Origin of the sequence: Enterobacter cloacae complex sp. P29RS, assembly GCF_014893445.1 — a bacterium.
GTDB classification, from domain to species: Bacteria; Pseudomonadota; Gammaproteobacteria; order Enterobacterales; family Enterobacteriaceae; genus Enterobacter; species Enterobacter intestinihominis.
In genome coordinates, this window is record NZ_JADBPZ010000004.1 from 129,232 (window position 1) to 143,036 (window position 13,805).

Here is a 13,805-nt window from a genome sequence, read left to right on the forward strand (position 1 = left end):
CGACAATGCCACCCTCTTTTAATGACGTCAGGTTTTTCGATGAAACGTGTTTCTCAACTGACCGCGCTGGCTCTGATCTGCGGCCTCGCCTCACTCTCCTCCATGGCGGCTGATATGCCCCACTCCCTCACGTTGGACCAGCTCCAGGCGCAAAACGGCGCGGTAATTGATACGCGCGTCAGTGCGTTCTTTAACGGCTGGCCGCAGACGCTGCGCGGAACGTCCGGGCATGAACCCGCCGCGCTTAATCTCTCTGCAGGCTGGCTTGGGGCAATGAGCGATGAACAGCTCAGCGGCTGGGCAAAACAGCATCGGCTTACGCCTGACATGCCGGTTGCGCTCTATGGCAATGATGATGACAACCAGACCGTCAAAACGCGGCTGGAAAAAGCGGGTTTTACCCACGTTTCCATCCTGAGCGATGCCCTGCAACAATCCGACCGTTTGCAACGTCTGGCACATTTTGAACAGCTGGTTTATCCGCAGTGGATCCACCTGTTGCAGCAGGGCAAACCCGTTACTGCCGCACCAGCCGGAGAGTGGAAGGTGATCGAGGCTGGCTGGGGTGCGCCGAAGCTTTATCTCCTGAGCCACATTCCCGGCGCGGGCTACATCGACACCAATGAAGTGGAAAGCGAACCGCTGTGGAATAAGGTCGCTGACGAAAAGTTGAAAGCGATGCTGGCGAAGCACGGGATCCGTCACGATACCACCGTCATTCTGTACGGTCGCGACGTATATGCCGCCGCGCGCGTGGCGCAGATCATGCTCTACGCGGGCGTGAAGGATGTGCGAATTCTGGACGGCGGCTGGAAGGCATGGTCAGACGCCAGCCTGCCCGTTGAGCGCGGAACGCCTGAGAACGTGAAGCCAGCCCCTGATTTTGGCGCGCCGATCCCGGGCCAGCCCCGGCTGATGGTGGATATGGAACAGGCCCGGGGAATGCTGCACCGTCAGGATGCATCCCTGGTGAGCATTCGTTCCTGGCCAGAGTTTATCGGTGAAACCAGCGGCTACAGCTATATCAAGCCAAAAGGTGACATTGCCGGTGCGCGCTGGGGCCATGCGGGTAGCGACGCGACCCACATGGAAGATTTCCACAATCCGGATGGCACCATGCGCAGCGCCGATGATATTGCCGCCATGTGGAAGACGTGGAATATCCTGCCGGAGCAGCACGTTGCGTTTTACTGCGGCACTGGCTGGCGCGCGTCTGAAGCCTTCATGTACGCCCGCGCCATGGGCTGGCAAAACGTTGCCGTCTACGACGGCGGCTGGTACGAATGGAGCAGCCATCCGCAGAACCCGGTCTCCACCGGGGAGCGTGGACCGGAGAGCGCACGCTAGCGGGGGAGTGACCTCAGCGTCACGTAACCGCTCCAGATGCGCGTTGTGGTGGTCAGCCAGCACAACGCGCCAAACGCCCAGGCGAACAGCGTGAAGTGTGCCGGAAACAGGCAGCACAGCACAAACAGCGCGATGGTCTCCGTTCCTTCCGTTAATCCTCCAATGTAATAAAGCGACTTGTGCGCGTAGCCGGGGTTGTCGATATTATGCTTCCCCGCCAGCGCGGCAAAGGCCAGGAAACTGCTGCCCGTCCCCATAAACGCGAACAGCAGCCAGGCGGCGGCGATCGCATTGTCAGCCGGAGCGGCCAGCGCGAAGCCAAACGGTACCAGCGCGTAAAACAGGAAGTCGAGGGCGATATCAAGAAATCCTCCCGCGTCCGTCAGGCCACGGCGACGCGCCAGCGCACCGTCCAGACCATCCAGCAGCCGGTTCAGCACAATGGCGACCAGCGCTGGCAGATACCAGCCCAGCGCCAGAAACGGTAACGCCAGTACGCCAATCGCTAACCCGGCGAGCGTTAACCCATCAGGCGTAATAAACGGTTTATCCAGCGCGGCGGCCAGCTGATTTAACCCGGGCTTCAGCCGTGGATGCAGATGTTTATCCAGCATGCGGTTTACCTTTAAACGTGGCACACAGGCCCTGAGCCGGGATATCCAGCGCGGCGTTAAAGCGGGCGGAAAGGTTCTGAAAGGCAATCAGAGCCGTCATTTCGGTGATAGTCTCTTCGCTAAAGTGGCGCTTCAGCTGGTTTTTGATATTTTCATCCACCTGAGGCGGCGTGGCGGTGACCGCTTCCGCATAGGCCAGCGCCGCGCGCTCCTCTTCGCTGAACAGGGTGGAATTTTGCCAGTCGTTGACGGCCTGCACTTTATCCAGCGCCCCGCTCCGCTCGGCCAGACGCAGGCTGTTGGCATCAATACAAAATGCGCAGTGGCAGATCTGCGAGACCCGCGTCATTAGTAACGAACGCAGAACCGGCGTCAAACGCGCCTTGCGCCGCTCCAGATAGCCGACAAATAGCGCTACCAGCCAGAAAAGACGCGGCATACGCCCCCACCAGCGCGTGGGGTTCAGCACCGCGCCGAAGTGTTTTTTCTGCATGGCAGCAATGGGCTTGAGGCTGACGGGAAGGGTTTCCATGGGCGCAACCCAGGCGGCTGTCTCTTTCACCTGATTCTCCTGATGACTGGACTCTTTGGCAGGGCACGATAATATGTCGTTTTTCGCTATTAATTATTGACGAACATGCTGAAAACACTCGATGTTGTTGCGGCCATCCTCGAAAAAGAGGGCAAGATCTTGCTGGCGCAGCGTCCCGAACATGCCGATCAGCCAGGAATGTGGGAATTTGCGGGCGGAAAGGTTGAAGCCGCTGAGACCCAGCAGGAAGCGCTGATCCGCGAACTACGCGAAGAGCTCGGCATTGAAGCCGTGCCCGCGCGGTATGTGGCAAGCCACCAGCGGGAAGTGTCGCAGCGGCTGATCCACCTCCACGCCTGGCACGTGCCGGAATTTAGCGGCGAGCTGAAGGCGCACTACCACTCGGCGCTGGTGTGGTGCACGCCAGAAGACGCGTTCACGTATGATTTAGCCCCGGCGGATATACCGCTTCTGGAAGCGTTTATTCTTTTACGCGACGCCAGACCAGCGGGTTTGTACTGAGGGTGCGCTCATCACGCTGGCACTGCAACAGCACGCCATCCGCCCTGACCACTGCGCCTTCGGAATAGTTTTGATCCTGATAGATACAGCACTGATTACACGGCTGCGCACGCTGTCCGCCAGCGCTAAAAACCTCTGGCGGCACGTTAACTTCGACATCCGGGCGAATGCGATCAGCCTGTGCCCCGGCGGACACCATCAAACATAACGCGGCCATTGCGAAACGGTTCATAGACTTAATTTCCTTTGCATCGTTTATATCTATAACGGTAGATCCTGACGGGATCTTTAATTTATCTCGTCATCGCTTTTGGTTATGACGCGCGGCTTGTCATTAATTTCCCTTTCGGCCTAAATTTCTGCTTGCCTCTCAAAGCGGTGCGGGTGGTATAGTCAAAAAAACGACACAAAACATCTCCGCCACACGCACAAATTATTATAAGAGGTTCTTATATCTATGGATCAGACACGCTCTCTGGAAAGCTTTCTTGCCCATGTTCAGCAGCGCGACCCGCACCAAAGCGAGTTTGCCCAGGCCGTTCGTGAAGTCATGACCACCCTGTGGCCCTTCCTTGAGGAAAATCCGCGCTACCGCCAGATGGCGCTGCTTGAACGTCTGGTGGAGCCAGAGCGCGTCATCCAGTTCCGCGTGGCGTGGGTGGACGATCGCAATCAGGTACAGGTCAACCGCGCGTGGCGCGTGCAGTTTAACTCCGCCATTGGGCCGTTTAAGGGCGGGATGCGCTTCCATCCCTCGGTGAACCTGTCGATTCTGAAATTCCTCGGCTTCGAGCAGACCTTTAAAAATGCGCTCACTACCCTGCCGATGGGCGGCGGTAAAGGCGGGAGTGATTTCGATCCGAAAGGCAAGAGCGAAGGCGAAGTGATGCGCTTCTGCCAGGCGCTGGTCACTGAGCTCTATCGCCACCTTGGGCCGGACACCGACGTTCCTGCCGGGGATATCGGCGTGGGTGGTCGTGAAGTGGGCTTTATGGCCGGGATGATGAAAAAGCTCTCCAACAACAGCGCCTGCGTCTTTACCGGCAAAGGTCTGTCGTTTGGCGGCAGCCTGATTCGTCCGGAAGCGACGGGTTACGGTCTGGTCTATTTCACTGAAGCGATGCTTAAGCGTCACGGGCTGAGCTTCGAGGGGATGCGCGTGGCGGTCTCCGGCTCCGGCAACGTGGCGCAGTACGCTATCGAGAAAGCGATGGAGTTTGGCGCGCGCGTAGTGACCGCCTCCGACTCCAGCGGCACCGTGGTGGATGAAGCTGGCTTCACAGCAGAAAAACTGGCGCGTCTGTGCGAAATCAAAGCCAGCCGTGACGGCCGCGTGGCGGATTATGCCCGAGAGTTTGGCCTGACCTATCTGGAAGGTAAACAGCCGTGGGGTGTGCCGGTGGATATCGCCCTGCCGTGCGCGACGCAAAACGAGCTGGACGTGGATGCCGCCCGGACGCTGATTAGCAATGGCGTGAAGGCGGTAGCGGAAGGGGCAAATATGCCCACCACCATTGAAGCGACCGATCTGTTCCTGGACGCGGGCGTACTCTTTGCGCCAGGCAAGGCGGCGAACGCGGGCGGGGTGGCAACATCCGGTCTGGAAATGGCACAAAACGCCGCGAGAATGGGCTGGAAGGCGGAGAAAGTGGATGCCCGTCTGCACCACATTATGCTTGATATTCACCATGCCTGCGTGGAGTACGGCGGTGAGGCTTCACAGACCAACTACGTGCGCGGCGCCAACATCGCCGGGTTCGTGAAGGTGGCCGATGCGATGATCGGGCAGGGTGTGATTTAGTTTCGCTGCATTCTCGCCCTTGCAGGCCCGGTAAGCGTTATCGCCACCGGGCTTTTTTCAGGCCGCAGAGCTGCTTTTTGCTGGGTGGCGGCTTCGCCTTACCCGGCCTACGGTTTAAGCGGTGGTATTTTTGGCTGCGCTTTTTTTCTTTTTGAACGGTTTCTTCGCCCCGCCACCCGGGGCAACCATCCCCCGGAATCGCTTCACTGGCGTACTGCGCGCCTGATCAATCAGCTGATAAAGCGTCCCCACCAACGGCTGCATAAAGTCCTGGTAACGGCACTGCTTTTCGCTGATCTGCGTCAGCACCGACTCCCAGTGCGCGGTCATGTCCGGTCTGGCGGCCAGCTCTGGCAAGGAGTGAATCAGTGCCCGGCCCGGCTCTGTCGAATGAATATAGCGCCCTTTTTTCTCGAGAAAACCACGCTTAAACAGCAACTCGATAATCCCCGCGCGGGTTGCTTCCGTACCCAGACCGTCGGTGGCGCGGAGGATCTTCTTCAGATCTTTATCCTGCACAAAACGGGCGATCCCGGTCATGGCCGAAAGCAGCGTCGCATCGGTGAAGTGGCGCGGCGGCTGGGTCTGACGTTCAACCACTTCGCCTTTTTCGCACAGCAGTTCATCGCCTTTGGCTACGACCGGCAGCGGCGTGCCGTCGTTCTCTTCGTCACGCTCTTTGTTGCCGAGCAGCGTGCGCCAGCCCGCTTCCGCGAGGAAACGCGCTTTGGCGATAAATTTGCCTTTGGCAATTTCCAGCTCAATAACGCACTTGCGGAAAACCGCGTCCGGGCAGAACTGCATCAGATACTGACGCGCGATCAGGTTATAGACCTTTGCTTCGTTGTCGTTCAGGTTGACGTTGCTGGTGCGCGCCGTCGGGATTATCGCGTGGTGGGCATCGACTTTTTTATCGTCCCAGCAGCGGTTATGGGTATCCGGGTTTACCGCCGGCTGCGGCAACAGATCCGGCGCATGGACACCAATGGCATTCATCACCGAGTGGCGTCCGGCGAAGTGTTCCTCCGGCAGATAGCGGCTGTCCGAACGCGGATAGGTGATCAGCTTGTGGGTTTCATAGAGCTTCTGGCAGATATCGAGCACGTTCTGCGCGCTCAGGCCAAACTTTTTCGCGGCCTCGATCTGCAACGCCGAAAGGGAGAACGGCAGCGGTGCGGGCTCTGATTCCCGTTTGTCGTTATAGCTGGTAACGATCGCGGGCTGGCCGGTAATGCGGTTAACCACGTGCTCCGCCAGCGGACGATGCAGCAGCCGTCCCTCTTCGTCCTGATATGACTCACAGGCATCGCTCGGCTGCCAGACGGCGGTAAAGCGTTCGTCTTTCGGCGTGACGATATGCGCTTTGACTTCGAAGAAGTCTTTGGCGACGAAATTTTCGATCTCTTCGTCGCGACGCACCACCAGCCCCAGCACCGGGGTTTGAACACGCCCAACAGAGAGTACGCCCTGATAGCCCGCATTGCGTCCCAGGATGGTGTAGGCGCGGGTCATGTTGATCCCGTACAGCCAGTCGGCACGCGCACGCGCCAGCGCGGAGACACACAGGGGAATAAATTCGCTGTTGGCGCGCAGGCGCGAAATCGCGCGCTCCACCGCCTGCGGGTTGAGGTCGTTAATTAAACAGCGCTGCACCTGCTGGCGCTTTTCCGGTGCCAACTCCAGGTAGTCGAGCACTTCGTCGACAAGCAGTTGCCCTTCCCTGTCCGGGTCACCCGCGTGGACCACTTCCGTCGCCTCATGCAGGAAACGCTTAATGACGTTGAGCTGTTTGGTGACGGAAGGACGCGGTTGCAGACGCCACTTTTCCGGCACGATCGGCAGATCGTTGAGGTTCCAGCGGGCGTAGCGGTTGTCGTAGACATCCGGCTGCGCCTGTTCAAGCAGGTGACCGATACACCAGGTGACCACCTGCCCGTTACCGCATTCGATAAAGCCATCACCTTTGCGATGCGGCTTGGGCAGCACGTCGGCGATGGCTCGCGCCAGACTCGGCTTTTCGGCAATAAACAACCGCATCGAATTAACGGATCTCAATCATCGGGCGGCCACCGCGGGCGGTCACCAGCTCGCCAATGGCCGTCAGGGTGATGCCAAACTCGGCCGCCGTTGCCTGAACGTCAGCTTCTGCTTCCGGCGTCACCGCCAGCAGCAGGCCGCCGGAGGTTTGCGGATCGCACAGCAGATTGCGCCACGCTTCCGGCATTTCGCCCATTAAATGGCCGTAGCTGGCGAAGTTGCGCTGCGTCCCGCCCGGAACGGCGCCCTGAGCAATGTACTCTTCCACGCCCGGCAGCTTCGGCACATCCTGATACCAGACCTGCGCCTGCACGCCCGCGCCCTGACAGACTTCAGAGAGGTGTCCCAGCAGACCAAAGCCGGTCACGTCGGTCATGGCCTTCACGCCGTCGATACTGGCGAATGCCGCACCGGCAAGGTTCATCTGGCACATCACTTCCGTTGCCAGACCAATATGCTCGGGCTTCAGCAGGGATTTTTTCTCGGCGGTTGTCAGTACGCCAATGCCCAGCGGCTTGGTGAGGAACAGCTTGCAGCCCGCCTGCGCGGTGCTGTTGCGCTTCACGCGTTCGGTCGGCACCACGCCGGTGACGGCCAGGCCGAAGATCGGCTCCGGCGCATCGATAGAGTGACCACCGGCCAGGGCAATACCCGCCTGCTGGCAGGCAAAGCGTCCGCCTTCGATGACATCGCGGGCAATCTCCGGCGGGAGGGTGTTAATCGGCCAGCCCAGAATGGCGATCGCCATAATCGGCTTACCGCCCATCGCGAAGATATCGCTGATGGCGTTGGTGGCCGCAATGCGTCCGAAGTCGAACGGGTTGTCGACAATCGGCATAAAGAAGTCAGTGGTGCTGATAATGCTGGTGCCGTTACCTAAGTCATAAACCGCTGCATCGTCACGCGTTTCGTTACCGACAAGCAGGTTCGGGTCGACAAACTTCGCCTGTTCACTGTGCAGGATGGTCTCCAGCACTTTCGGGGAAATTTTACAACCGCAACCGGCTCCGTGGCTGTATTGCGTTAAACGAATAGTTTGCTCGCTCATGGACGTCTCCTGTCATCTCAATCGCGCTATGGTAGCGCTCATTCCATAAAGAGGTAAGTATGACTGTCTGAATTCTGCGGCGGATGCTCAGAATCCAGACAGTTTAGCGCGTGTAATTAAAAACGGCTGACGAAAGGCGTGGTGTCCGGCACGCTAATGGTGCTGGAGGCTTTAAGCTGCGGGGTGCCGAGATAGAGGAAGCCGACAATTTTATCGTGTTCACCGCAGGAGAAGCCTTCCCGCACGGCGGCGCTCCCGGTCAGCGGCCCGGTACGCCAGATGCCGTTAAAGCCCTGCGCGACGGCGGCCATCTGCATTGCCATTACCGCGCAACCGGCAGACATCTCCTGCTCCCAGACCGGCACTTTATGGTCGGCCTGGCATTTAGCGACTACCGCGATGATCATCGGCGCACGGAACGGCGCGTTGCGGGCTTTATCAATCCCCTTCTCATCCTGGCCTGCGGCAACCGCCCCCTGCTCCAGCAGCTGGCTGAAGCGGTCGCGCCCTTCGCCTTCAATAATAAAGAAGTGCCACGGCTGCAATGTGCCATGGTCCGGCGCACGCATTCCGGCACGCAGAATGTTTTCCAGCTGTTCGCCGACGGGGGCCGGGTCGGCCAGGCGGGAAGCGCTACGACGGTTAACAAGCAGTTCAAGTGCGTCCATTGGTTAACTCCTTTCGTGAAATTTACTCACAAAATTAACACGACAGCAGAATTTGTTACAGCGTGGCAGGCGATTCCTGCTGACAAGTGGCGGTTGGGTCATTACGATAACCGCACATTACCGTCCTGTGGCGACGGAAACAGTCCTTTTCTGGTTAGGGAGAATACATGCGAACCCTTTGGCGAATCTTTGCCGGTTTCTTTAAATGGACGTGGCGACTGCTCAACTTCGTCCGCAACCTGGTGATGAATATCTTCTTCATCTTCCTGGTCCTGGTATGCGCAGGTATCTGGATGCATCTCAGCAGCGCCAGCCAGGCGCAGAATTCGACGCGCGGCGCACTGCTCCTCGATATCACCGGTGTGATTGTTGATAAGCCATCGACCAGCAACCGTCTGGGCGTGATTGGCCGCCAGCTGTTCGGCGCGACTTCAGACCGCCTGCAGGAAAACTCCCTGTTTGATATCGTCGACACGATCCGTCAGGCCAAAGACGATCGCAACATTACCGGTATCGTGCTGGATCTGAAAGATTTTGCCGGAGCCGATCAGCCTTCGATGCAGTACATCGGGAAAGCGCTGCGGGAATTCCGCGACAGCGGTAAACCGGTCATTGCCGTCGGCGACAGCTACACCCAGGGGCAATATTATCTGGCGAGCTTTGCTAACAAAATCTGGCTCTCTCCGCAGGGCACGGTCGATCTGCATGGCTTCGCCACAAATGGTCTGTACTACAAATCGCTGCTCGACAAGCTGAAGGTCACTACCCACGTCTTCCGCGTCGGGACCTATAAATCTGCCGTGGAGCCGTTTATCCGTGATGATATGTCCCCTGCCGCCCGTGAAGCGGACAGCCGCTGGATTGGCGAGCTGTGGCAGAACTATCTCGGCACCATTGCCGCTAACCGTCAAATGACCGCTGAGCAGGTCTTCCCGCGCGCGCGCGGTGTGCTGGAGGGCCTGCGCAAAGTGGACGGCGATACAGCGAAATACGCGCTTGATAACAAACTGGTCGATCGGCTGGGTTCCAGCGCTGAAATCGAAAAAGCGCTGACCAAACAGTTCGGCTGGAGTAAAGAGGACAAGAACTACAGCGCCATCAGCATGTATGACTACGCCGCGAAAAAGCCGGATGACAGCGGTGACAGCATCGCCGTGGTGTTTGCTAACGGGGCCATTATGGACGGTGAAGAAACGCCGGGGAACGTCGGCGGGGACACCACCGCGTCGCAGATCCGCGATGCGCGTCTGGATCCGAAAGTGAAGGCGATTGTCCTGCGGGTGAACAGCCCTGGCGGCAGCGTCAGCGCCTCCGAGGTGATCCGTGCTGAGCTGGCCGCCGCGCGTGCCGCGGGCAAGCCGGTCGTGGTCTCGATGGGGGGCATGGCGGCTTCAGGGGGGTACTGGATCTCGACGCCAGCCAACTACATTGTGGCTAACCCAAGCACGCTGACCGGCTCGATTGGCATCTTCGGCGTGATCAACACCGTAGAGAACAGCCTGGATTATCTCGGCGTTCATACCGACGGCGTTTCCACCTCGCCGCTGGCGGATGTGTCCGTGACTAAATCTCTGCCGCCTGAGGTGTCCGAGATGATGCAGCTCAGCATTGAGAGTGGCTATAAGCGCTTCATCACGCTGGTGGCGGATTCCCGTAAAAAGACGCCAGACCAGATTGACCAGATCGCGCAGGGCCACGTCTGGACCGGCCAGGATGCGAAGAGCAACGGTCTGGTAGACAGCCTGGGTGACTTCGACGATGCCGTGAAGAAAGCGGCGGAACTGGCGAAGCTCAAGCAGTGGTACGTTGACTATTATCAGGACGAACCGACGTTCTTCGATATGGTCATGGACAGCATGTCCGGCTCCGTCCGCGCCATGCTGCCGGAAGCGCTTCAGGCGTATCTGCCGGCGCCGGTGGCGACGGCGGCTAAAGCCATGAAAGCGGAGAGCGATAAGCTCGCGACTTTCAACGATCCGCAAAGCCGTTACGCGTTTTGCCTGACCTGTGCGAACGTGCGTTAAAAACCGTCCCCTCTTCCCGTGAAGAGGGGATTTTTTCTTTTGAAGAACAAGAACTCATTACCATGCAGAAGAAATCAATATATGTCGCCTATACCGGCGGTACCATCGGTATGCAGCGCTCAGAAAATGGCTATATCCCGGTTTCTGGCCACTTGCAGCGCCAGCTGGCGCTGATGCCTGAATTCCACCGTCCGGAAATGCCGGACTTTACCATCCACGAATATGAGCCGCTGATGGACTCCTCCGACATGACGCCGGAAGACTGGCAGCATATTGCGGACGATATTAAAGCCCATTACGACCAGTACGACGGCTTCGTGATACTGCACGGCACCGACACCATGGCGTTCACCGCCTCGGCGCTCTCCTTCATGCTGGAGAACCTGGGCAAGCCCGTCATCGTGACCGGTTCGCAGATCCCGCTGGCGGAACTGCGTTCAGACGGGCAGATCAACCTGCTTAACTCCCTGTACGTGGCCGCTAATTACCCGATCAACGAGGTAACGCTGTTCTTCAACAACCGACTGTACCGCGGGAACCGTACCACTAAAGCGCACGCTGACGGCTTTGACGCGTTTGCCTCACCTAACCTGCAACCGCTGCTGGAAGCGGGGATCCATATCCGTCGTCTGGGCACGCCGCCCGCGCCAAATACTGCAGGCGAGCTGATCGTTCACCCGATCACCCCGCAGCCGATTGGCGTGGTGACGATTTATCCGGGTATTTCCGCCGACGTGGTGCGCAACTTCCTGCGCCAGCCGGTGAAGGCGCTGATCCTGCGCTCCTATGGTGTGGGTAACGCCCCGCAGAACGGTGAGTTCCTGAAAGAGCTTCAGGAGGCGAGCGATCGCGGGATTGTGGTGGTGAACCTCACTCAGTGTATGTCCGGTAAGGTCAATATGGGCGGCTACGCCACCGGCAACGCCCTGGCGCACGCTGGCGTGATCAGTGGTTTCGATATGACCGTTGAGGCAACGCTGACTAAACTTCACTATTTACTGAGTCAGGATCTGGATATTGATTCCATTCGCCGCGCCATGATGCAAAACCTGCGCGGTGAACTGACGCCGGACGAATAAGGAGTTCCCATGAAGCAACGCGCCCTGTTACTGGTCGATTTGCAAAATGATTTCTGTGCGGGCGGTGCGCTGGCCGTCGCGGAAGGCGACAGCACCGTAGACGTCGCGAATTCGCTGATTGAGTGGTGTAAGGCTCGTGATGAAGCGGTGGTGGCGAGTCAGGACTGGCATCCGGCAAACCACGGCAGCTTTGCCAGCCAGCACAACGTTGAGCCTTACAGCCAGGGCGAACTGGACGGACTGGCGCAAACCTTCTGGCCCGATCACTGCGTGCAGCAGACGGAAGGCGCTGAGCTGCATCCGCTGCTGAACCAGAAAGCCATCGACGCGGTGTTCCACAAAGGTGAAAATCCAACCATCGACAGCTACAGCGCATTCTTCGATAACGGTCACCGCCAGAAGACGGCGCTTGACGCATGGTTACGCCATCATGAGATCACCGAGCTGATTGTGCTGGGCCTGGCGACGGATTACTGCGTGAAGTTCACCGTGCTGGATGCGCTCCAGTTGGGCTATACCGTGAATGTCATTACCGACGGCTGTCGCGGGGTGAATATTCAGCCGCATGACAGCGCCCAGGCGTTTATGGATATGGCCGCAGAAGGCGCAACACTGTATACGCTGGCTGACTGGATGGAGACGCAGGCGTAAGCTTTTTTAGCCGGGGGGCGGCTTCGCCTTACCCGGCCTACTTTCTCTGGTTTTGTAGGCCGGGTAAGCATCAGCGCCACCCGGCAAAACCCCTCCCCGATCTCCCATAAAGTGAACTCCCTCGCATCACAAGCGAAGCGGCGATGGTATTCTCTTCAGGCTGTTTTTTCGCCACGCCTTTTCTGTGGCGTGGTTATTTTTATTCAGTCAAAGAGGAACTTATATGAAACGTTTGCCCTTGCTGGCAGCATTACCCTTGCTTTGCGCGTCACTGGCTTCCGCCGCGCCCCTGATGTCCGTGGGCTACTTCAATGGCGGTGGCGATGTTACCGCCGGACCGGGTGGCGATATCAATAAACTCGATGTCCGTCAGATCACACACCTCAACTACTCGTTTGGTCTGGTCTATAATAACGAGAAAGACGAAACCAACCCTGCACTGAAAGATCCGGCAAAACTGCATCAAATCTGGTTATCACCCAAGGTGGCATCCGACCTGGCGTTACTTCCTCAGCTTCGTAAAAAAAACCCGAATTTAAAAGTGCTGCTTTCCGTTGGCGGCTGGGGCGCACGTGGTTTTTCTGGCGCAGCGGCTACCAAAGAGAGCCGCGCGGTGTTTATTCGCTCCGCACAGCAGATCGTCAGTCAATACGGCCTGGACGGGATCGATCTCGACTGGGAGTTCCCGGTCAACGGCGCGTGGGGACTGGTCGAGAGCACCCCAGCCGACAGGGATAATTTCACCGCGCTGTTAAAAGAGATGCGTGACGCGTTTGGTAAGAAAAAACTGGTCACGATTGCGGTGGGCGCAAATGCAGAAAGTCCGAAAAGCTGGGTGGATGTGAAGGCCATTGCCCCCCTGCTCGATTACATCAACCTGATGACCTACGACATGGCGTACGGGACGCAGTATTTTAACGCGAATCTGTATGACTCCAGCGCCTGGCCAACGGTGGCTGCCGCAGACAAATACAGCGTTGATTTTGTGGTGAATAACTATCTGGCCGCCGGCCTTAAGCCGCAGCAAATGAACCTCGGAATCGGTTTTTACGGTCGTGTACCGAAGCGCGCCGTTGAACCGGGTATCGACTGGAGTAAACCGGACGCGCAAAACAATCCTGTCACCCAGCCCTACTTCGGGCCGCAGGAACTGGGCCTGTTCAAATCGCTTGGCTATGACCTGACCAAAGATACCTACGTGAAATACAACGATATCGTCCGCAAACTGCTAAACGATCCGCAGAAACGCTTTACCGAGCACTGGGACGAACAGGCGAAGGTGCCGTGGCTGTCGGTAAAATCCGCCGACGGGAAGGCGCTGTTTGCGATCTCCTATGAGAACCCGCGTTCCGTGGCGATTAAAGCAGATTACATCAAGGAGAAAGGTCTCGCCGGGGCGATGTTCTGGGAGTATGGCGCGGATGACAACAACCAGTTAGCGAAGCAGCTGGCGGAGTCGCTTGGGATCCCGCACTAAGGTGT

General features: G+C 58.1%; 13 protein-coding genes. 7 read left to right on the forward strand and 6 right to left on the reverse strand.

All coding sequences use genetic code 11. From position 1 onward, the window contains the following. Positions 1-39: 39 nt before the first annotated feature. On the forward strand, positions 40-1,347 hold the full coding sequence (locus IM282_RS04630; RefSeq protein ID WP_192970191.1) for a rhodanese-like domain-containing protein: 1,308 nt from the start codon (positions 40-42) through the stop codon (positions 1,345-1,347). Here the strand turns inward: IM282_RS04630 and IM282_RS04635 are convergent. Both IM282_RS04635 and IM282_RS04640 read right to left on the reverse strand, forming a co-directional pair. Then, a complete protein-coding gene (locus IM282_RS04635) occupies positions 1,344-1,961 on the reverse strand; it encodes a CDP-alcohol phosphatidyltransferase family protein (RefSeq protein WP_192970192.1) in 618 nt (205 codons plus the stop codon). The genes IM282_RS04630 and IM282_RS04635 overlap by 4 nt on opposite strands. Then, the gene (locus tag IM282_RS04640; RefSeq protein WP_023299893.1) at positions 1,951-2,523 is read right to left on the reverse strand and encodes a carboxymuconolactone decarboxylase family protein; all 573 of its coding nucleotides are present in this window, start codon (positions 2,521-2,523) and stop codon (positions 1,951-1,953) included. Before IM282_RS04640 ends, IM282_RS04635 begins: the two co-directional genes overlap by 11 nt. Before the next feature lie 75 nt (positions 2,524-2,598). On the opposite strand from IM282_RS04640, the gene IM282_RS04645 reads away from it, so the two are divergent. Further along, complete coding sequence (locus IM282_RS04645) at positions 2,599-3,015, forward strand: pyrimidine (deoxy)nucleoside triphosphate diphosphatase (RefSeq protein ID WP_032676321.1); 417 nt, start codon at positions 2,599-2,601, stop codon at positions 3,013-3,015. On the opposite strand, the gene IM282_RS04650 is transcribed toward IM282_RS04645, so the two are convergent. After that, positions 2,975-3,247 carry a YnjH family protein gene (locus IM282_RS04650; protein WP_022647799.1) on the reverse strand — a complete coding sequence of 91 codons (273 nt, stop codon included), beginning with the start codon at positions 3,245-3,247 and terminating at the stop codon, positions 2,975-2,977. The two genes, IM282_RS04645 and IM282_RS04650, sit on opposite strands and share 41 nt — an antisense overlap. 225 nt (positions 3,248-3,472) lie before the next feature. Here IM282_RS04650 and gdhA point away from each other — a divergent pair, with 225 nt between their 5' ends. Then, positions 3,473-4,816, forward strand: coding sequence for an NADP-specific glutamate dehydrogenase (gene gdhA / locus IM282_RS04655; RefSeq protein WP_022647798.1), 1,344 nt, complete (start codon positions 3,473-3,475; stop codon positions 4,814-4,816). A 114-nt stretch (positions 4,817-4,930) separates the two neighbouring features. On the opposite strand, the gene IM282_RS04660 is transcribed toward gdhA, so the two are convergent. From IM282_RS04660 to IM282_RS04670, 3 genes are all read right to left on the reverse strand, one after another. After that, positions 4,931-6,853, reverse strand: coding sequence for a DNA topoisomerase III (locus tag IM282_RS04660; protein WP_023305946.1), 1,923 nt, complete (start codon positions 6,851-6,853; stop codon positions 4,931-4,933). Between the two features lie 4 nt (positions 6,854-6,857). Then, the gene (gene selD / locus IM282_RS04665) at positions 6,858-7,901 is read right to left on the reverse strand and encodes a selenide, water dikinase SelD (protein ID WP_022647796.1); all 1,044 of its coding nucleotides are present in this window, start codon (positions 7,899-7,901) and stop codon (positions 6,858-6,860) included. A 116-nt stretch (positions 7,902-8,017) separates the two neighbouring features. After that, entirely contained in the window at positions 8,018-8,569 is a 552-nt protein-coding gene (locus IM282_RS04670; protein WP_022647795.1) for an NAD(P)H nitroreductase, read from the reverse strand. A gap of 167 nt (positions 8,570-8,736) precedes the next feature. On the opposite strand from IM282_RS04670, the gene sppA reads away from it, so the two are divergent. From sppA to IM282_RS04690, 4 genes are all read left to right on the forward strand, one after another. Beyond that, complete coding sequence (gene sppA / locus IM282_RS04675) at positions 8,737-10,593, forward strand: signal peptide peptidase SppA (protein WP_192970193.1); 1,857 nt, start codon at positions 8,737-8,739, stop codon at positions 10,591-10,593. A 62-nt stretch (positions 10,594-10,655) separates the two neighbouring features. Continuing rightward, positions 10,656-11,672, forward strand: coding sequence for an asparaginase (ansA, locus tag IM282_RS04680; RefSeq protein WP_023305945.1), 1,017 nt, complete (start codon positions 10,656-10,658; stop codon positions 11,670-11,672). Between the two features lie 9 nt (positions 11,673-11,681). Then, positions 11,682-12,323, forward strand: a complete 642-nt coding sequence (gene pncA / locus IM282_RS04685; protein ID WP_023305944.1) for a bifunctional nicotinamidase/pyrazinamidase — start codon at positions 11,682-11,684, stop codon at positions 12,321-12,323. A gap of 223 nt (positions 12,324-12,546) precedes the next feature. After that, positions 12,547-13,800, forward strand: coding sequence for a glycoside hydrolase family 18 protein (locus tag IM282_RS04690; RefSeq protein ID WP_192970194.1), 1,254 nt, complete (start codon positions 12,547-12,549; stop codon positions 13,798-13,800). Positions 13,801-13,805 lie beyond the last annotated feature (5 nt).